This is a genomic window from Kitasatospora sp. SC0581, assembly GCF_048159585.1.
Classification (GTDB): domain Bacteria; phylum Actinomycetota; class Actinomycetes; order Streptomycetales; family Streptomycetaceae; genus Kitasatospora.
The window spans coordinates 28,282-45,770 of record NZ_JBLRWA010000005.1 but is presented as its reverse complement, the minus strand read 5'-3'; the positions used below and the strand labels follow the sequence as shown (position 1 = coordinate 45,770).

General features: G+C 74.3%; 10 protein-coding genes. 4 read left to right on the top strand and 6 right to left on the bottom strand.

Annotation, left to right across the window (positions count from 1 at the left end):
• The first annotated feature begins 4 nt into the window (after window positions 1–4).
• Window positions 5–1,702 carry an ABC transporter ATP-binding protein gene (locus tag ACLWS4_RS11295; protein WP_416874132.1) on the top strand — a complete coding sequence of 566 codons (1,698 nt, stop codon included), beginning with the start codon at window positions 5–7 and terminating at the stop codon, window positions 1,700–1,702.
• 80 nt (window positions 1,703–1,782) lie between these two features.
• Here the strand turns inward: ACLWS4_RS11295 and ACLWS4_RS11290 are convergent, their stop codons facing one another.
• The 5 genes from ACLWS4_RS11290 to ACLWS4_RS11270 all read right to left on the bottom strand — a co-directional run bounded on the left by ACLWS4_RS11290 (window position 1,783) and on the right by ACLWS4_RS11270 (window position 6,128).
• Entirely contained in the window at window positions 1,783–2,511 is a 729-nt protein-coding gene (locus ACLWS4_RS11290) for a nicotinamide mononucleotide transporter family protein (protein ID WP_416873989.1), read from the bottom strand.
• A gap of 215 nt (window positions 2,512–2,726) precedes the next feature.
• Complete coding sequence (locus ACLWS4_RS11285; RefSeq protein ID WP_074006036.1) at window positions 2,727–3,152, bottom strand: riboflavin kinase; 426 nt, start codon at window positions 3,150–3,152, stop codon at window positions 2,727–2,729.
• Window positions 3,145–3,690: a flavin reductase family protein gene (locus ACLWS4_RS11280; RefSeq protein WP_416873988.1), complete on the bottom strand. Its 546-nt coding sequence runs from the start codon at window positions 3,688–3,690 to the stop codon at window positions 3,145–3,147. The genes ACLWS4_RS11285 and ACLWS4_RS11280 overlap by 8 nt, the downstream gene beginning before the upstream one ends.
• A 35-nt stretch (window positions 3,691–3,725) precedes the next feature.
• Complete coding sequence (locus ACLWS4_RS11275; RefSeq protein WP_416873987.1) at window positions 3,726–5,072, bottom strand: NtaA/DmoA family FMN-dependent monooxygenase; 1,347 nt, start codon at window positions 5,070–5,072, stop codon at window positions 3,726–3,728.
• 75 nt (window positions 5,073–5,147) lie between these two features.
• Window positions 5,148–6,128, bottom strand: a complete 981-nt coding sequence (locus ACLWS4_RS11270; protein WP_416873986.1) for a ribokinase — start codon at window positions 6,126–6,128, stop codon at window positions 5,148–5,150.
• A gap of 125 nt (window positions 6,129–6,253) precedes the next feature.
• Between ACLWS4_RS11270 and ACLWS4_RS11265 the strand changes: the two genes are divergently transcribed.
• The gene (locus ACLWS4_RS11265; RefSeq protein ID WP_416873985.1) at window positions 6,254–7,246 is read left to right on the top strand and encodes a LacI family DNA-binding transcriptional regulator; all 993 of its coding nucleotides are present in this window, start codon (window positions 6,254–6,256) and stop codon (window positions 7,244–7,246) included.
• Between the two features lie 87 nt (window positions 7,247–7,333).
• Here the strand turns inward: ACLWS4_RS11265 and ACLWS4_RS11260 are convergent, their stop codons facing one another.
• Window positions 7,334–8,680, bottom strand: a complete 1,347-nt coding sequence (locus tag ACLWS4_RS11260; RefSeq protein ID WP_416873984.1) for an MFS transporter — start codon at window positions 8,678–8,680, stop codon at window positions 7,334–7,336.
• A 954-nt stretch (window positions 8,681–9,634) separates the two neighbouring features.
• Between ACLWS4_RS11260 and ACLWS4_RS11255 the strand changes: the two genes are divergently transcribed.
• Both ACLWS4_RS11255 and ACLWS4_RS11250 read left to right on the top strand, forming a co-directional pair.
• Complete coding sequence (locus tag ACLWS4_RS11255) at window positions 9,635–15,649, top strand: acyltransferase domain-containing protein (protein WP_416873983.1); 6,015 nt, start codon at window positions 9,635–9,637, stop codon at window positions 15,647–15,649.
• Window positions 15,646–17,475, top strand: a complete 1,830-nt coding sequence (locus ACLWS4_RS11250) for a non-ribosomal peptide synthetase (RefSeq protein ID WP_416873982.1) — start codon at window positions 15,646–15,648, stop codon at window positions 17,473–17,475. Before ACLWS4_RS11255 ends, ACLWS4_RS11250 begins: the two co-directional genes overlap by 4 nt.
• Window positions 17,476–17,489 lie beyond the last annotated feature (14 nt).

Genomic DNA, 17,489 nt, shown 5'->3' with positions numbered 1-17,489 from the left:
ACCCCTGGCCGCCGAAGCCCGGGGCGAGGCCCTGGTCGACGTCCGGGACCTGGTCGTCGACTTCCCGGTCGGCGACGGCCACGTCCGCGCCGTCGACGGCGTGGGCTTCACCCTGGAGGCCGGGCAGGCGCTCGGCATCGTCGGCGAGTCCGGCTCCGGCAAGAGCACCGTCGCCTACGGGCTGCTCGGCCTGCACCGCGGCACCGGCGCCCGGATCGGCGGCTCGGTGCGGGTCGCCGGGGTCGACGCCGTCACCGCCGAGGGCGACGAACTCCGGCGCCTGCGCGGCGGGTTGGCCGCCATGGTGTTCCAGGACCCGCTCTCCGCCCTCGACCCGTACTACGCGGTGGGCGACCAGATCGCCGAGGTCGTGCGGGTGCACCGGGACGTCTCCCGCCGGGCCGCCCGGGCCCGGGCCGTCGAGGTGCTCGACCGCGTGGGCATCGCCGACGCGGCGCGGCGCTCGCGGTCGCGTCCGCACGAGTTCAGCGGCGGCATGCGCCAGCGGGTGCTGATCGCGATGGCCCTGGCCTGCGAGCCGCGGCTGCTGGTCGCCGACGAGCCGACGACCGCGCTGGACGTCACCGTCCAGGCCCAGATCCTCGACCTGCTGCACGAGTTGCGGGCCGAGACCGGCGCCGGGCTGGTCCTGGTCACCCACGACCTGGGCGTGGTCGCCGGGAGCGTCGACCGGGTACTGGTGATGAAGGACGGCCGGGCGGTGGAGCACGGGCCGGTCGCCGAGGTGCTCGGCGCTCCGCGCGAGCCGTACACCCGCGCGCTGCTGTCGGCGGTGCCCCGGGTCGACGCGCCCGCCGAGCCGGCCGAGACGGCCAGGTCGGCCGGGTCGACCGGGCCCGTCGGGGATGACGTGCTACTCGAAGCCGTCGACCTGCGCCGGGAGTTCGCCACCCGCGGCGGCCTCACCCGGCGCACCGGCCCGGTGACCGCCGTGGACGGCGTCTCGCTCACCGTACGGGCCGGCGAGACGCTGGGCGTGGTCGGCGAGTCCGGCTCCGGGAAGACCACGCTCGGGCGGATGCTCGTCCGGCTGCTGGAGCCGACCGGCGGCCGGCTGCACTACCGCGGCCGGGACATCGGAGCGCTCGGGGAGAAGGAACTGCGCCCGATCCGGCGGGAGTTGCAGATGGTCTTCCAGGACCCGGTGTCCTCGCTCAACCCGCGTCGCAGCATCGGCGAGTCCATCGCCGACCCGCTGCGCATCGCCGGGGAGAGCGACGAGCGCCGCATCCGCAGCCGGGTCGGCGAACTCCTCGAACGCGTGGGGCTCGACGCCGACTGGTACCACCGCTATCCGCACGAGTTCTCCGGCGGGCAGCGGCAGCGGGTCGGCATCGCCCGCGCGCTGGCGCCCCGACCGCGGCTGATCGTCTGCGACGAACCGGTCTCCGCGCTGGACGTCACCACCCAGGCCCAGGTGGTCGAGCTGCTGGGCGAGTTGCAGCGCGACCTCGGCCTCGCGCTGGTCTTCATCGCCCACGACCTCGCCGTGGTCCGGCAGGTGAGCGACCGGGTCGCGGTGATGCGGGCCGGGCGGATCGTGGAACAGGGCGACGCCGACACGGTGTACGACTCCCCCCAGCACGCCTACACCAAGGGCCTGTTGGCCGCCGTCCCGGTCCTGGACCCGGCCGAGGCGACCGCCCGCCGCCACGCCCGCCTGGCCTCCGCCGGCGCCTGACCGTCGACTGCCCGGCCCGGGTCGCACCTCGCGGGGTGCAGCCCGGGCCGGGCGGTCGCGTACAGGTTCATGACGAATCATCAGTTGGTCTTGGTGACCCGGGAGTTGGCGCCTTCACCCGCGCGGGCTTCGTCCCGGCCCTCGACCAGGACGGCGGGCTCCAGCGGCGAGGCGATCTCCTGCGGCCTGCTGCGGGATGCCCAGTCGCGGATGCCGAGCACCACCATCACGAAGAAGATCCCGTAGACGATGCCGGAGAAGTACAGCTCGGAGTGGACCGCGAGCGGCACGCCCACCAGGTCGACGGCCAGCCAGACGAACCAGAACTCCACGTAGCGGCGGGCCTGGCTGTACATGGCGAGGATCGAGCCGACGAAGATCCAGGCGTCCGCGAGGACCATCCACCACGGCGCCCCGGGGTAGAACGAGGCGTCCGTCCCCTTCAGCACCGCGCCGAACGCGGCCGTCCCCGCCACCATCGCGGCCGCCAGCACGGCGCGTTCCTGCCACGACGCCCAGCGGACGTTGATGGTGCCTTCCTGCTCGCGGCTGCGCTTCCAGGTCGCCCAGCCCCAGGAGGCCGAGACGATGATGACGATCTGCCGGGCGGCGTTGCCGCCGAGGTGCACGTTCAGGCTGGCGATCAGCAGCAGCACCGAGCCGAGGATCTGCACCGGCCAGGCCACCAGCGAGCGCCGCAGGGCGAGCCAGACGGTGGCGAGCGCCAGGATGTTGCCCAGGAAGTCGGACCAGTAGACGGGGAGGCCGAAGAAGTCGAACTGCTCGTTCAACCAGTGGAACGCGCTCATGACTCACACCTTTGTTCGTGCGGAGCGAGGTGGGGGAAGGGGCGGTCGGCCCCGCCGAAGCGGGGGGTGCGGGGCCGACCGGGCTCGTGGCGCGGGACGCGGGGTCGCGGGGGAAGCGGGGGCGCGCGCCGGGCAGGTGAGGGACGGTGCGAAGAGGTGGTGCGGGCGGATCAGAAGAGAACGGTTCAGAAGAGAACGGTTCAGGAGAGAACGGTTCAGGAGAGGACGGCGAGCACGTGCCGTCCGTGCTCGGAGTCCAGCAGGGCCTCGGAGCGGCGGACGTCTTCCCGGGCGGCGAGCAGCAGCTCGTCGACGGAGGCGAACCGCTCGGTGCCCCGGATCCGGGCGACGAACCAGAGCTCGACGCGCTCGCCGTACAGGTCACCCGGGGTGTCGTGGCAGTACACCTCGGTGTGGATCTCGGAGGTGTCGCAGAAGGTGGGGTTGGTGCCGACGCTGATCGTCGCGCGGTGCACGGTGCCGCTCGCGCGGCGGGCCAGCCAGCCGCTGTAGATCGCGGGCGGCGGGGCGGGTGTGCCGGGGTCGGGGGCGATGTTGGCGGTGGGGAAGCCCAGCCCCCTCCCCCGGCCGGCACCGTGCACCACGGTGCCGGACAGGGGGGCCGTCGGGGTGTCAGCCATGGGGGGTGAGCTCACGGAACTGGCTGGTGTGGAAGACCAGCGGCTCCACCCCGGGGAACAGCTCGACGGTGAGCAGTTCCAGCAGGACGATCTCGTGGTCGCCGCCGTCGTACACCGCGTGCACCCGGGCGGTCAGCCAGAGCGCCGCGTCGTGGATCAGCACCGCGCCGCCCGGCGTGGCCTGCCAGCCGGTGCCGTCGAAGCGGTCGCCCGCGCGGGAGGCGAGCCGCCGGCAGAGCGCGCCCTGGCCGCGGCTGAGCACGCTCAGCCCCAGCTCCGGAGCCTCCGTCAGCCGGGGCCAGGTGGTGGAGGTGCGGGCCACGCTGACCGCGACCATCGGCGGCTCCAGCGAGATCGACACGAAGGAGCTGACCGCGAGCCCGACCGGTTCGCCGTCGCGCAGCGCGCCGAGCGCGACCACCCCGGTGGGGTAGGCCCCGAACGCCTGGCGCAGCGCCGCGCCGTCCAGCTCGGCCCGGTCGGGCCGCTCCGCGGCGGTCGCCGCGGCCGCGGTCGGGTGGTGGGCGGGAGTGACCATGGTCGTCGCCGTCCTCTCGTCGCCGGTGCGGGGGGTCAGTGCCGGTACCGCGCGGCCGGGTGGCTGGCCGGCAGGGCCCGGTCGGACGCGCCGGTCAGCCGCTCGCGCAGCGAATCGCCCTGCGCGTACTCGCCGCGGAAGACGCCGCGGGCGCGCAGGATCGGCAGCACCGACTCGACGAACTCGACGGTGGAGGCGGGCTGGACGGTCGGCGAGAGCAGGAAGCCGTCCAGGTCGGCGCCCTCCGCCAGGGCGCAGATCTCGTCGGCGATCTCCTCGGCGGTGCCGACCACCGGGCGGGCGCCGACGCCGTGGGTGTGCCAGTCGGCGAGCACGTCGCCGACGGTCTTGTCGGCGAACCGGGCGACCTGGGTCTGCGACATCTCGGTGGACAGCTCCGCCATCGGGGTGTCCGGCGCGTACGAGGACAGGTCGAGGCCGGTGAACATGGCGTAGCTGGCGACGGTGACCTCCGGGCGCTGGGCGTCCAGGACGCGCTGCCAGCGGCGTTCGGCGTCGGCGGTGGTGGCACCGATCACGCAGGAGAAGGCCGACATCACCTTGACCTCGTCGGCGCCGCGGCCGGCCCGGACGGCCTCCTCGCGGATCGCCGCGGTGTGCCCGGCGAGCTGTTGGACGGTGCCGCTGCCGACGAACATGCACTCGCCGTGCCGCCCGCCGACTCGGCGCCCGGCCGGGGAGGCGCCGGCCTGGAACAGCACCGGGGTGCCCTGCGGGGAGCGGGCGGTGTTGCCGTAGCCCTGCGAGCGGAAGTACGGGCCGTCGTGCTCGACCAGGTGGACCTTGGCCGGGTCGGCGAAGCGGCCGGCCTTGTCCTTCTCCAGGGCGTCGGGCTCCCAGGAGCCCTCCCAGTACTTGTAGACCAGGTCGAGGAAGTCCTCGGCCATCCGGTACCGGTCGTCGTGCGCCACCATGTCCATCCCGAAGGCCTTGACGGCGGTGTCGGCGGTGCCGGTGGTGACGATGTTCCAGCCGAGCCGGCCGCCGGAGAGCTGGTCCAGGGTGGCGAGTCGGCGGGCGAAGGCGTACGGCGGCTCGACCAGCACCGAGCCGGTCACCACCAGGCCGAGGTCGGTGGTGCTGGCCAGCAGGGCCGAGGCGATCACGAACGGGTCCAGGCGCGGCAGGTCGAGGGTCTCCTCGGTGGCGATCGGCGGGCGCACCCCGCCGATCTCCGACCAGCCCCAGGCGTCGGCCAGGAACAGGAAGTCAAGCTTGGCGTCCTCGCAGATCCGCGCGATGTCGCGCCAGTACCCGAGGGTGTCGAACAGGTGCCGGCGGCTGTCGGGGTGGCGCCAGGTGGCGGTGCCGCTCGCGTTGGTCTGGGCGTTCTCGAACAGTCCGAGCTTGAGGTTGCGCATGGGGTGTTCTCCGTTGAACTGGTGGTGCGGGGGAACCGGGGTGCTGAGCGGACCGGGCGTGGGGGCCGGGGACCGTCAGGGTGCTACGGGAACGGCGGGGGCGTCGAGGACCGCGCTGGTCGCGTCGGGGAGCGGGGCGGGTGCGCCGAGGGGGCCGGCGGCCGCGTCGAGCTGCGCCGCGGAGGGCATGGCGGACTGGGCGCCGAGCCCGGTGACGGCCAACGAGGCCGCGCGGACGGCCCGTTCGGCGGCGGCGAGCAGGTCGGCGCCCCGGGCGAGGGAGTCGGCGAGGGCTCCGCAGAAGGTGTCGCCGGCGCCGACGGTGTCGACGGCGTCCACGACGGGGGCCGGCAGGTGCACGGCGGGACGGCCGGGCTGTTTGACCAGCGCCCCGTCCGCGCCGAGCGTCACCACGACCGCCCGGCAGGGCAGGGCGGCCCGCTCCAGCAGTTCGCGCGCCCCGTCGGGGCCGGCGGGCGGCTCCGCGCCGAGCAGGGTGGCGAGTTCGCCGAGGTTGGGGACGAGGACGTCGACGGCGGCGAGCACCTCCGGGGCGACCGGGCGGGCCGGGGCCGGGTTGAGGACGACGGTGCCGCCCTGCTCCCGGGCCCGCAGCACGGCGGCGGCGACCACCTCGGCGGAGATCTCGTGCTGCACCAGGACCACCTCGCCCGCGGACCGGGCCAGCCGCTGCGGCAGGTCCGCGACGGACAGCTCGGCGTTGGCGCCCGGGTTGACCACGATGGTGTTCTCGCCGGCCCGGTCGACCACCACCGAGGCGATCCCGGTGGTGCTCTCCGGTGCCGGGCGCACCGCCCCGACGTCCACCCCTTCGGCGGCGAGCGCCCACAGGATGGCGTCGGCGTCCGAGCCGACCCGGGCGACCATCCGCACCCGCGAGCCGAGCCGGGCCGCCGCGACGGCCTGGTTGGCGCCCTTGCCGCCGACGCCCTCCACGAAGCCTCGCGCGAGCACGGTCTCGCCGGGTCGCGGCAGGTCCTCGACGGTCAGGACGAGGTCGCGGTTGATCGAACCGACGACGGTGATGGGCGGCATCTGCACTCCTTGGGAGATCGATCTCCCACACTGTGGACCAGGCCCCCGGAACCGTCAAGTACCCTCGTGCTGCGTATTCCGCGAGCTCAGCCGAGCCCGTTCCCGACCGCGAAGGACCGCCCCACGTGACAGCGCCCCGACTCCTCGACGTGGCCGCGGCCGCCGGTGTCTCCCGCGCGACCGCCTCACGCGTCCTGGCCGGCACCCAGCGCAACGTCGACCCCGAACTCGCCCGCCGCGTCGAGGAGGCCGCCCGGCACCTCGGCTACCGCACCAACCACTCCGCCCGGGCGCTGCGCACCGGAACCACGGGCACCATCGGCGTGGTCGTCCCCTCGCTCGCCAACCCGTACTTCGTCCAGCTCGCCGACGCCCTCGCCCAGCAAGTCCGCGCCGCCGGCGGGCAGTTGGTGGTCTCCGACGCCGCCAACGACACCGCCGTCGAGGCCGAGCAGATCGAGACCCTGCTCGGCGGCCGGGTCGACGGGCTGCTCGTCGTCCCGGTCTCCGCCGGCGCGTCCGGCCCCGCCGTCCGGGCCGCCGCCCAGCGCACCCCGGTCGTCCTGTTCGACCGCTGGGCCACCGGCTCCGGCACCGTGGCCGTCACCCTCGACAACACCGCCGCGATGCGGCTGCTCCTCGACCACCTCGAAGGCCTCGGCCGCCACCGGATCGCCCTGGTCGCCGCCGACCAGGCGTCCTCCTCCGGCGCGGAGCGCCTCGCCGCCTTCACCGGGGCCCGCGGCGCCGACGCCACCACCGTCCTGCTGCCCAGCTTCACCACCGACGCCGGGCGCACCGCGGGCCGCCGGATCGCCGAGCGGCACGCCGGGATCGACGCCGTGGTCTGCGGCGCGGACGTCCTCGCGGTCGGGCTGGTCAGCACCCTGCAACGCTCGGCGATCCCCGTCCCCGGCCGGATCGCCGTCACCGGCTTCGACGACACCGAGATGCTCGAACTCCTCGACCCGCCCATCACCTCGATCCGCCACCCGCTCACCGCCATGGCCGAGCGCGCCCTGACCCTCCTTCAGTCCCCGGCCCGTGAACGGTCGGAGCGGGTGGAGCGCTTCGCGCCGCAGCTGGTGGTGCGCTCCTCCACGGACGCCGACGCCTGAGCGGGCGAGAGGCGGCCCCGGTGTGCGGCGCGCACCCCGGGGCCGCCTCTCGGCGAACCGCTCCGGCCTTCGACCGGGCGGGACCCCTCAGGCCTTCCGCCGTACGGCGATGACGGCCGCGCCCAGCACGCAGGCGGCGGCGGCGGTGACGTAGGCGAGGTGGTAGCCGCCGAGCTGGTCCGAGCTGGTCCCCGCGACCAGGACCATCACCGCGACACCCGCGCTGGCGCCGATCTGCTGCGTCACGACGTTCACCGCGCCCGCGACGGCGTGCTGCTGCTCCGGGACGCCGGAGAGCCCGGCCGTGGTCATCGAGGGGAAGTTCAGCCCCTGGCCGATGCCGCTGACCACCAGGCCGGGCAGCACGTGCAGCACGTAGTTCCCGTCCTGCGGCGTGCCCAGCCACAGCCCGGTGCCGACGCCGATCAGGACCAGGCCGACGGCCATCAGCGTCCGCGGGGAGTACGTGGCCAGCAGCCGGCCGGTGACGAAGTTGGCGGTGAGGAACACCGCCAGGGACATCGGCACCAGCGCCAGGCCGGACTCGGAGGGCGAGTAGTGCAGCATCCCCTGGAGGTACAGCGGGGCGAAGAACAGCATCCCGATCGAGCCCGTGTACTGGAGGAACGCCGACAGGCTCGCGTCCCGCACCGAGGCGATCCGGAAGAGGCCGAGCGGGAGCACCGGGTCGGCGGTGCGGTGCTCCCGGACGACGAACAGCACCAGGGAGACCGCCGCCGCGGCCAGGACGGTCCACGCCGTCGCGCCGCTGCTGCTCACGCCGACCACGAGCAGGGTGAGGCCGAGGGTGCCGGTGATCGCGCCGGGCAGGTCCAGCCGGCCGCGGTGACCGGCGCCGTCGGGCAGTCCGACGCGGGTCGCGGCCAGCACGCCGACCCCGATCAGCACCGAGAACCAGAGCACCGAACGCCAGCCGAAGAACTGGGTCAGGACGCCGCCCAGCAGCACCCCGCCGCTGAAGCTCACGGCGCCGACGGCCGTGTACACGCTGATCGCCCGATTGCGGGCCGGGCCGACCGGGAAGAGCGCGGTGAGCAGGCCCAGCGCGGCCGGCCCCGACAGGGCGGCGCCGATCCCCTGGACGGCGCGCGCGCCCAGCAGCGTGACGGTGTTCGGGGCCACCGCCCCGACCAGCGCGGACACGGTGAACAGGGCGACGCCGACCTCGAACACCCGCCGCCGCCCGAGGACGTCGGCGAGCCGGCCGCCCACCAGCAGGAAGCCGGCGAAGGTGACGGCGTAGGCGGTCATCACCCACTGGAGCGTGGTCTCCCCCAGGTCGAAGCGCTCTCCGACGGACGGCAGGGCGGCGTTGAGCACGCCGAGACCGCTCACGTCCAGGGCGAACGCCCCGGCCAGCACGCCGAGCGCCAGCCCCGGCCGACGGGCCGACTCGACCACGGTGGCGGTCATGCGGGCCCGCCCGGGAGCTCCCGGCCGAGCGCACGGCGCCGCGGGAGGGACCTTACTAAGGAGCTGTCGGCACTGGCTGACGATGCATCAAGATTCTCAACTGCCATGCGGTCAGCTTGCATTGATCGCTCATCCGCTGTCCACCCCGCCCGGCGCGCATGGTACCGGCAGTCGGCCCTTCCCCAGGTCATTCGATTTCCGTCGACCTCTACCCGACGGCGGCATCCATCACACATTCGTACATCTGTTGCATCGAGGAGATCGAATCGGACACTTTGTCGATCAAATCCCGCCAGCGCTTCATCCGGCCGTCGAAATACGCGATCCTTGAATCGATGAACGCGTAGTCGACACATCTCTCCGCACCCCGAGGGCGGATGAACATACCCGCGCTGCGGAATTCTCAGCAGCGGAAGTGGCCGGCAGCCCGACCGGCAGGAGCCGAACGCGTCGGCCAGAATTCCACAGTGTGCCGCTGATCAGTGAGCCGCTGAACGGCGACCACTCAAGCACCCCCGAAGACCCGACCCTCACCCCGTCCTGCCGCGCCGCGCGGTCGGCACCCCGAGTCCTTCCTCCTGTCGCGAGAGGAGCAGCGCTGCCCGACCGTACGTCCATGCATGTCATGTACAGACCTACTACCGTGCCGGCAGGCTGACCGGCGCTGCCCCGACGCCGCCCACCCTCCACTCCGCCCCGCCCCGCTTTTCGTTCGCTCCACCGGATTTCCCGTTCACTTCACCGGACTTCCCGTTCACGTCGAGCGCGAACTCCGGAAACACCGGCCCCGTCCGCACGCCGCCCCGCCGATTCCGCGACGGCCCCCGGCGCGGAGGACGGATCCCGCCGTGCCCCGCCCCCCTGCTCCCGGCTGCCCTGAAATCGGCGTCCCCCCCGACCGGCCGGCCGCGAAGCCCCGTCCTCCATTCCATCCGCCCTGCTGAGGGAGTCGCCATGCCCCACGAGCGCGCAGCGCGAGACATCACCGACGTCACGGATTTCCTGCTGTCCCGCTTCGCCGAGCTGTCGGACGTGTCCGCGGCCTCGGTGGACCTCCGGGCGCCCATGCACCGGTACGGGCTGGACTCGTTGAAGTCGGTGAACCTCGCGGCCTCCCTGTCCGAGTACCTCGGCTGGCAGGTCCCGGCCACCTGGATGTGGCAGTACCCGACCCTGGACGGACTGGCCCGCGCCCTCGTCGACGGCCCGCGCGCCGCCGGGCCCGCCCCCGGCGCCGAGCGCCGCAAGCCCGCGCACGAGCCGGTCGCGGTCGTGGGCATCGGCTGCCGCTTCCCCGGCGGACCGGACCCGTCCTCGTTCTGGCGGCTGCTGGTCGAGGGCGGCGACGCCGTCGGACCGGTGCCGGCCGCCCGCCGCGAGCTGCTGGGCGATCGGGTGCGCTGGGGCGGGTTCATCGACGGCATCGACCGGTTCGACCCGCTGTTCTTCGGCATCTCGCCCCGCGAGGCCGTCCAGATGGACCCGCAGCAGCGCCTCGTCCTGGAGCTGTGCTGGGAGGCGCTGGAGGACGCGGGCATCGCGCCGGACAGCCTCGTCGGCACCGACACCGGCGTGTTCATGGCCTCCTGCTGGAACGACTACGCCGCGCTGGCGCACTACCGCGGCCCCGACGCCCAGATCACCCCGCACACCGCGACCGGCATCCACGACGGCATCATCGCCAACCGCGTCTCCTACGTCCTCGGCCTCCAGGGCCCCAGCATGGCGATCGACGCCGCCTGCGCCGGATCCCTGGTCTCGGTGCACGTGGGGTGCCAGTCGATCCAGCTGGGCGAGAGCGACCTGGTGCTGGCCGGCGGCGTCAACCTCAGCTTCGTCCCCGACTACTACACCGCCATGGACCAGCTGGGCGCGATCTCCCCCGACGGCCGCTGCAAGACCTTCGACGCCCGGGCCAACGGCACCACCCGCGGCGAGGGCGCCGGCGTCGTCGTGCTCGCCCCGCTGAGCGTGGCGCTGGAGCGCGACCTGCCGGTGTACTGCCTCATCAAGGGCAGCTCCTCCAACAACGACGGTCCCAGCAACGGGATGACGGCGCCCAACCCGCAGGCGCAGGAGAAGATGCTCCGCACCGCGTACCAGCGGGCGGGCATCGCGCCGGACCTCGTCGACTACATCGAGTGCCACGGCACCGCGACGCCCCTCGGCGACCCGATCGAGGCCAACGCCGTCGGCGCGGTCCTGGGCGGCGCCGACCGCGCGGCGCCGCTGAGGATCGGCTCCGTCAAGTCCAACGTCGGGCACCTGGAGGCGGCGGCCGGCATCGTCGGCCTGGCCAAGCTCGCGCTGTCGATGCGCAACGGCGTCCTGCCGCCGAGCCTGCACTACAGCGCACCCAACCCACAGATCCTGTTCGACGCGTACAACCTCACCGTCCAGGACCGGCTGACGCCGTGGCCGCGCCGCTCCGACGCCCGCCGGGGCGGCGTCAGCTCCTTCGGCTTCGGCGGCGCGATCTGCCACATCGCCGTCGAGGAACTGCCGCGCCCCGAGGCCTCGCTGCTGCTGCTGGCCGCGGACTCCCCCGCGGAGCTGGCCGAGCGGGCCCTGGAGTCGCGGGACGCGACCGACCTGCGCGCGCTCTGCCGCCGCACGCCCGGCGACGGCCCGTTCCGGCTCGCGGCCACCGCCCGCGACATGGCCGAACTCCGCAGCAGCCTGGACGCCTTCGCCGCCGGCACCACGGCCCCCGGCCTGAGCGTCGGGGAGGTCGGGGAGCGGCCCGGCCGGCCGCGGGTGGCGTTCCTGTTCTCCGGCAACGGCTCGCAGTGGGTCGGCATGGGCCGCCAACTGCTCGCCGGCCGGCCCGAGTTCCGCCGCTCCATGACGAGGTCCGACCGGCGGATGCGGGAGCTGCTGGGCTTCTCGCTCGTGGAACAGCTGATGGACCCGGACGGCCGCCTCGACGACATGGACGTCTTCCAGCCGCTGCTGTTCTCCCTCCAGGTCGCGCTGGCCGAGACCTGGCGCTCGCTGGGCGTGGAGCCGGACGTCGTGGTGGGGCAGAGCGTCGGCGAGTTCGCCGCCGCGCACATCGCCGGCGCGCTCGACTTCGAGGACGCCTCCCGGCTGGCCGCCCACCACGGCCGGCTCCTCCAGCAGCTGGCCGTCGGCCGCGGCGAGGGCATCGTGGTGATGACCCCGGCGGACGAGGTCCGGCCGCACCTGACCGGCGGGCTCACCCTCTCCGGCCACAACGGCCTGAGCTCCACCCTGGTCACCGGCACCCCGCAGGAGATCGACGACCTCGTCCGGCGGCTGACCGACGCGGGCGTCGTCAACCACCGGGTGCGGATGGGCCACGCCCCGCACTCGCCGCTGGTCGACCACGTCCTCGCCCCGCTGAAGGCCGAGCTGGACGGCATCAGGCCGCGCACCGCCCGTGTCCCGATGATCTCGACGGTCACCGGCGAGCCGGTCGACGGCGCGGAGCTCGGGCCGGACTACTGGGCGGACAACCTGCGCCGGGAGATCCGGGTGGTCGACGCCCTGACCAGGCTGCGCGACCACGACGTCGACGCGGTGGTCGAGCTCAGCCCCCACCCCCTGCTGCTCAAGTCGGTGTCGGAGATCCTGCCGGCCGTCACCACCCTGCCCTCGCTGCGGCGCGGCGCCGACGAGGCCGCCACCCTGCTCGGCTCGCTCGGCGCCCTCTACGCGGCCGGACTCCCCGTCGCCGCCCACCCCTTCCTCGCGGGCGACCGCGGACGGCACGCCGTGCCGGGCGGCGGCGAGGCCCCGGCGGCCGACCGGGTGCACCTGGTCCCCGTCACGGCCCGGACCGCGGACGCGCTGGCCGACACCTGCCGCGCGCTGTCCAACCATGTCGAACGCGACCCGGCCCTGCGGGTCTCCGACCTCGCCTACACCCTCGCCGCCCGGCGCACCCACCACGCCCACCGGATCGCCCTGTTCGCCCGCGACCGGCAGGACGTCCTGGACGGGCTCGCCCGGATCGCCGACGGCCGGCCGCACCCCGACGTCGTCACCGGCACGGTCTCCGGCACCGCCGACCGGCGGGTGGCGCTGGTGTTCTCCGGCACCGGCACCCACTGGGCCGGCATGGGCCGCGAACTGCTGCGCTCGCACGCCGGCTTCCGGCGGTGGATGCACGCCTGCGACGACGCCGTGCGCGCGGCTGGCGGCGGCTCGGTGCTCGACCGGCTCACCGCCCCGGACGGGCAGGCCCGGTACGAGGAACTGGACGTCCAGCAGCCGGTGCTGTTCGCCCTCCAGGTCTCGCTGGCGAAGGTCTGGCTCGGACTCGGCGTCGAGCCGGCCGCCGTGGTCGGGCACAGCCTGGGCGAGGTCGCGGCCGCCTGCGTGGCCGGCGTGCTGTCCCTGGAGGACGCCGCCAAGGTCGTGGTCGCCCGCTCGCAGCTGCTCGAACACGAGGCCGCCGCGGGTGCGATGCTCTCGGTCGACCTGCCGGAGGCGGAGCTGCTGCCCCGGCTCGCCGCCTACGCCGGGCAGGCGGCCGTCGCGGCGGTCAACAGCCCCACCAGCACGGTGGTCTCCGGCCCGCGCGAGGCCCTCGACGCCCTGGCGGCCGACCTCGGCCGGGACGGGATCACGGCCAGGAGGCTCCGGGTCGAACGGCCGATGCACAGCCCCGGCATGGACGCGCTGACCGGCCCGCTGCGTGAGCGCCTCAAGGACATCACCCCGCTGGCGCCCGGCCTCGACTTCCACTCCACCGCCCTGGCCGGCGCGGTGAACCCGCTCGTCGACGCCGACTACTGGGTGCGCAACCTGCGCGACCGGGTCCGGTTCGCCGAGGCGACCGCCGCGCTCGTCGACCGGGGCGTCTCCACCTTCATCGAGATCGGCCCGCACGAGACGCTGCGCGGCGCGGTCGAGGAGACCGGGCTGTCCCGGGGCGTCCGGGTGCACGCGGTCAACTCGATGCGGCGCGGGGAGAGCGACCTCCGCTGCCTGCTGGGCGCCGCCGCCGAACTGTTCGTCAGGGGCCTGCCGCTGACCTTCGACCCGCTGTTCGGCGACGACGTCGAGGTGGTGGAGACCCCGCTCGTCCAGTGGCAGAAGGAGCGCTACTGGATCGACTCCGAGCCCCGCCGCGAGCCCGCCCCGGCCCCGGCCGCCGCCGTCGCCGAACCGGTCGCGGCGCGGCCGGCGCAGGCCACGATGGCGGAGCGGCCGGTGGCGGAGGTCGTCCTCGCCGAACTCGCCGACGCGCTGGGCGTACCGGCGGGCCGGTTCGACGCCGGCGCCGGCCTGCGCGACTTCGGCCTCGACTCGATGCTCGCGATCCGCCTCGTCAACCGGATGCAGGCGGTCCTCGGGCACCGGGTCTCGCCGGTGGTGTTCCTGGACGGGCGCTCCATCGCCGAGGTGGTCGGCCACTTCGTCGGGCTCGCCGACGGACCGGCCGCTCCCGCCCCCGCCCCGCAGCCGCCCCAGGCGGTCCAGGCGCCCCAAGCTTCGACGCCCACGCCCGAGCCGGCACGGTCCTTCCTGGAGGACCTGTCCGAACTGGACGCCGAGGAGCTGCTGGAGGAGCTGGACGCGCGCGGCCTGCTGGAGGCCACCGACGCGCCGGCGTCGGAGCAGCTGCGCGCCGAAGGCCTCGGCCTCGAACTGGCGCCGGCCTCGCACGGCCAGGCCTCGCTCTGGTTCATGCAGATGATCGCGCCGGACGCCGTGCCCTACAACTACATGGTGACCGCCCGGATCCGGACGGCGGTCGACGAGGACGCCCTGGAGCGCGCCGTCCTGGCCGTGCTCGACCGGCACCCCGCGCTGCGCACCCTCTACGTGGAGGCGGGCGGCCGCCCGTACCAGGTCGTCCTGGACGAGCCGGTGTACGAGTTCCTCGTGGTGGACACCGCCGACCTGGACGACGAGGAGGCCCGCGAGGAACTGGCCCGGTACGGGCACGAGCCGCTGGACATGGACAACGGTCCGCTGGTGCGGGTCGTCCTGATGCGGCGCGGCCCGTCCGACCACTTCCTGATGGTGCTGGTCCACCACATCGCCTCGGACGCGGCCTCGGCCGACATCATGATCCGTGAGCTCCAGGAGTTCTACGAGGGCGCCGACCCGGCCGGCCGCACGCCGGTCGCCCCGTACACCGAGTTCGTCGAGTGGGAGCGGCAGTGGCTGGCCGGGCCGGCCGCGGAGGCGGCGCTGGACTGGTGGTCGGAGAAGCTCGCCGACCCGCCCGCCCACCTGGACCTGTCCAGCAAGGAGCGGCCGCCGGGCGTCACCTACGAGGGCCGCGACCTCGCGTTCCGCTGGAGCGCCGAGGAGACCCGCCTGCTGCGGGAGTTCGCGGTGCGCGAGGGCGTGTCGATCAGCACCGTCGTGCTGGCCGGCTTCTTCGCCACGCTCAACCGCGCGGCCGGGACGGAGGACTCGGTGCTGGCCACCGCGATCGCCCAACGGGCCGAGCCCGGCTGGGAGTCCGCGATCGGCTACTACCTCAACACCGTGCTGGTCCGGGCGAACCCCGCCGGCGACCGCAGCTTCCGCGAGCTGCTGCGCGAGGTCCACGCCTTCTCGCTCGGCCTCCTGGAGCACATGAACTACCCCCTGGACCTGCTGGCCGCCCAGCTGAAGCCGCCGCGCGCCGAGGGCCGCTCCCCGTGGTTCGACGTGGTGGTGAACTGGCTCTCCTCGGACGCCTTCCCCCGCTCCGTCAAGCTCTTCCACGGCGTCGGCGAGACCCTCTCCCCGGACGCCGCGCTGCCGCTCGAGCCGCTCCAGGTGCGCAGGCACCTCGCCAAGTTCGACCTGGAGATCTCGATGGCCGACATCGACGGCCGGGTGGCCGGCCACGTCCAGTTCAAACCGGGCTACCTGGAGAGGCAGACCGTGACGGCCCTGCTCGCGCTGTACCGCACCGTGCTCTTCGACTCGATCGCCCGACCCGACCAGGCCCTCGGCGACATCGCGCCGGCCGGCCTCCCCAAGGAGACAGAGCAGTGACCGAAACCCTGCACTCCGAGTTCATCGCCCAGGCGGTCAAGAACCCCGACGCGACCGCGGTCTACTCCGACGCCGGCGTGCTGACCTACGGCGAGCTGAACGAGCGGTCCCGCGAGCTGGCCGAGCGGCTCCTCGCCGACGGCGCGGGCCCGGGCGTCCCGGTCGGCATCTGCGTCGAGCGCACCCCCGACCTGCTCGTCGCCGTCCTGGCGGCCCTGCGCACCGGCTCCTGCTACCTGCCGCTGGACCCGAACTACCCCGCCGACCGGCTGGCCTTCATGGTCCGGGACAGCGGGACCCGGCTGCTGCTCACCACGCCCGCGTCCCGGGCCAGTTGCCCGCCCGGCCCGACCGTGGTCGTGCTCGGCGGGACCACGATCACCGAGCCCGGCGCCGAGCCCGTGGCGGTCGTGCCCGAGGACACCGCGTACGTCATCTACACCTCGGGCTCCACCGGCACGCCCAAGGGCGTGGCCGTCCGGCACGCCGGCGCCGTGGCGATGCTCGCCGAGATGGACCGGGTCCTGGAGGGCTGCGACCTGAGCGGCGTCTCGGCGGCCAGCTCGGTCTGCTTCGACCTGTCCGTGATGGAGGTCTTCAACGCGCTGTGCCGCGGCGGCGCCGTCGTGCTCGTCGAGAGCGCCGTCCACCTGACGGAGAGCCGGTACGCGGACCGGATCACCCACCTGTCCGTCGTCCCGTCGGTCATGAACGGCCTGCTCGACGCCGGCGCCCTGCCCCCGAACGTGCGGTCGATCGTCTTCGGCGGCGAGGCGCTGCGCCGCAAGTTGGCCGACCGGGCCTACCGGGAGACCGGCGCCACCCGGGTGTTCAACGCCTACGGCCCCACCGAGGGCACCGTCTTCTGCTCGTTCGGGCTGGTACCCGAGGACGGGACGGACGAGCCGACCATCGGCCCGCCGACCACCACCGACCTGGTCTACGTGCTCGACGACGAGCTGCGGCCGCTCCCGGCCGGCGAGTCCGGCGAGCTCTACCTCGGCGGCGTCGGCCTCGCGCACGGCTACGTCAACCGGCCCGGCACCACCGCCGAGCGGTTCGTGCCGGACCCGTTCCGCGACGGCGAGCGGATGTACCGCACCGGGGACGTCGTCAGGTTCACCGAGGACGGCGAACTCCGGTTCCTCGGCCGCTCCGACCACCAGGTCAAGCTGCGCGGCTACCGGATCGAGCTGGAGGAGGTCGAGGCCCGGCTGACCGGCTGCCCCGAGGTCCGGGAGGCCGCCGCCGCCGTCCGGGGCAACCGGCTGGTCGGCTACGTCGTCCCCGCCGGCGAGGGCGCGCCGCAGGACGGCCCCCGGCTGGACCCGGCCCTCCAGGGCGCGATCACCGGCCGGCTCGCCGCCGAGGTGCCCGACTACCTGGTGCCCGCGACGCTCGTCTTCCTGCCCGCCCTCCCGCTGGGCCCGGGCGGCAAGCTCGACCGCGACGCGCTGCCCGAGCCGCCGGCCGCCGGCACCGACGGGCCGCGGTCGGCCGCCGGCACGCCGACCGAGGTGGCGCTGGCGGAGATCTGGGGCGAGCTGCTCGACCTCGATCCGTCGGGCATCGACGTGCAGTCCGCCTTCTACGACCTCGGCGGCGACTCGCTGCTGCTGATCCGTCTCGCCCGGCTGATGACCCGTCGCTTCGACCGCCGCGTCCGGGTGCCCGACCTCTTCAGCTTCCGCGACATCGCCTCCCTCGCCCGCTGGCTCGACGACGACAGCGGCGCCACCCCCGAGGTGGTCGAGTCGGCCCGCCAGCGCGCCGGCGCCCGCCGCGCCGCCCTGCGCGGCCGCGGCGCCGGCGGCACCGGCCGATAGCCACCCGAGTCACC

Bases quoted from the DNA above. Each gene is read 5' to 3' on its own strand.
- ACLWS4_RS11290 (WP_416873989.1), bottom strand. From the start codon at position 2,511: ATGAGCGCGTTCCACTGGTTGAACGAGCAGTTCGACTTCTTCGGCCTC.
- ACLWS4_RS11285 (WP_074006036.1), bottom strand. From the start codon at position 3,152: ATGGCTGACACCCCGACGGCCCCCCTGTCCGGCACCGTGGTGCACGGT.
- ACLWS4_RS11280 (WP_416873988.1), bottom strand. From the start codon at position 3,690: ATGGTCACTCCCGCCCACCACCCGACCGCGGCCGCGGCGACCGCCGCG.
- ACLWS4_RS11275 (WP_416873987.1), bottom strand. From the start codon at position 5,072: ATGCGCAACCTCAAGCTCGGACTGTTCGAGAACGCCCAGACCAACGCG.
- ACLWS4_RS11270 (WP_416873986.1), bottom strand. From the start codon at position 6,128: ATGCCGCCCATCACCGTCGTCGGTTCGATCAACCGCGACCTCGTCCTG.
- ACLWS4_RS11260 (WP_416873984.1), bottom strand. From the start codon at position 8,680: ATGACCGCCACCGTGGTCGAGTCGGCCCGTCGGCCGGGGCTGGCGCTC.
- ACLWS4_RS11255 (WP_416873983.1), top strand. From the start codon at position 9,635: ATGCCCCACGAGCGCGCAGCGCGAGACATCACCGACGTCACGGATTTC.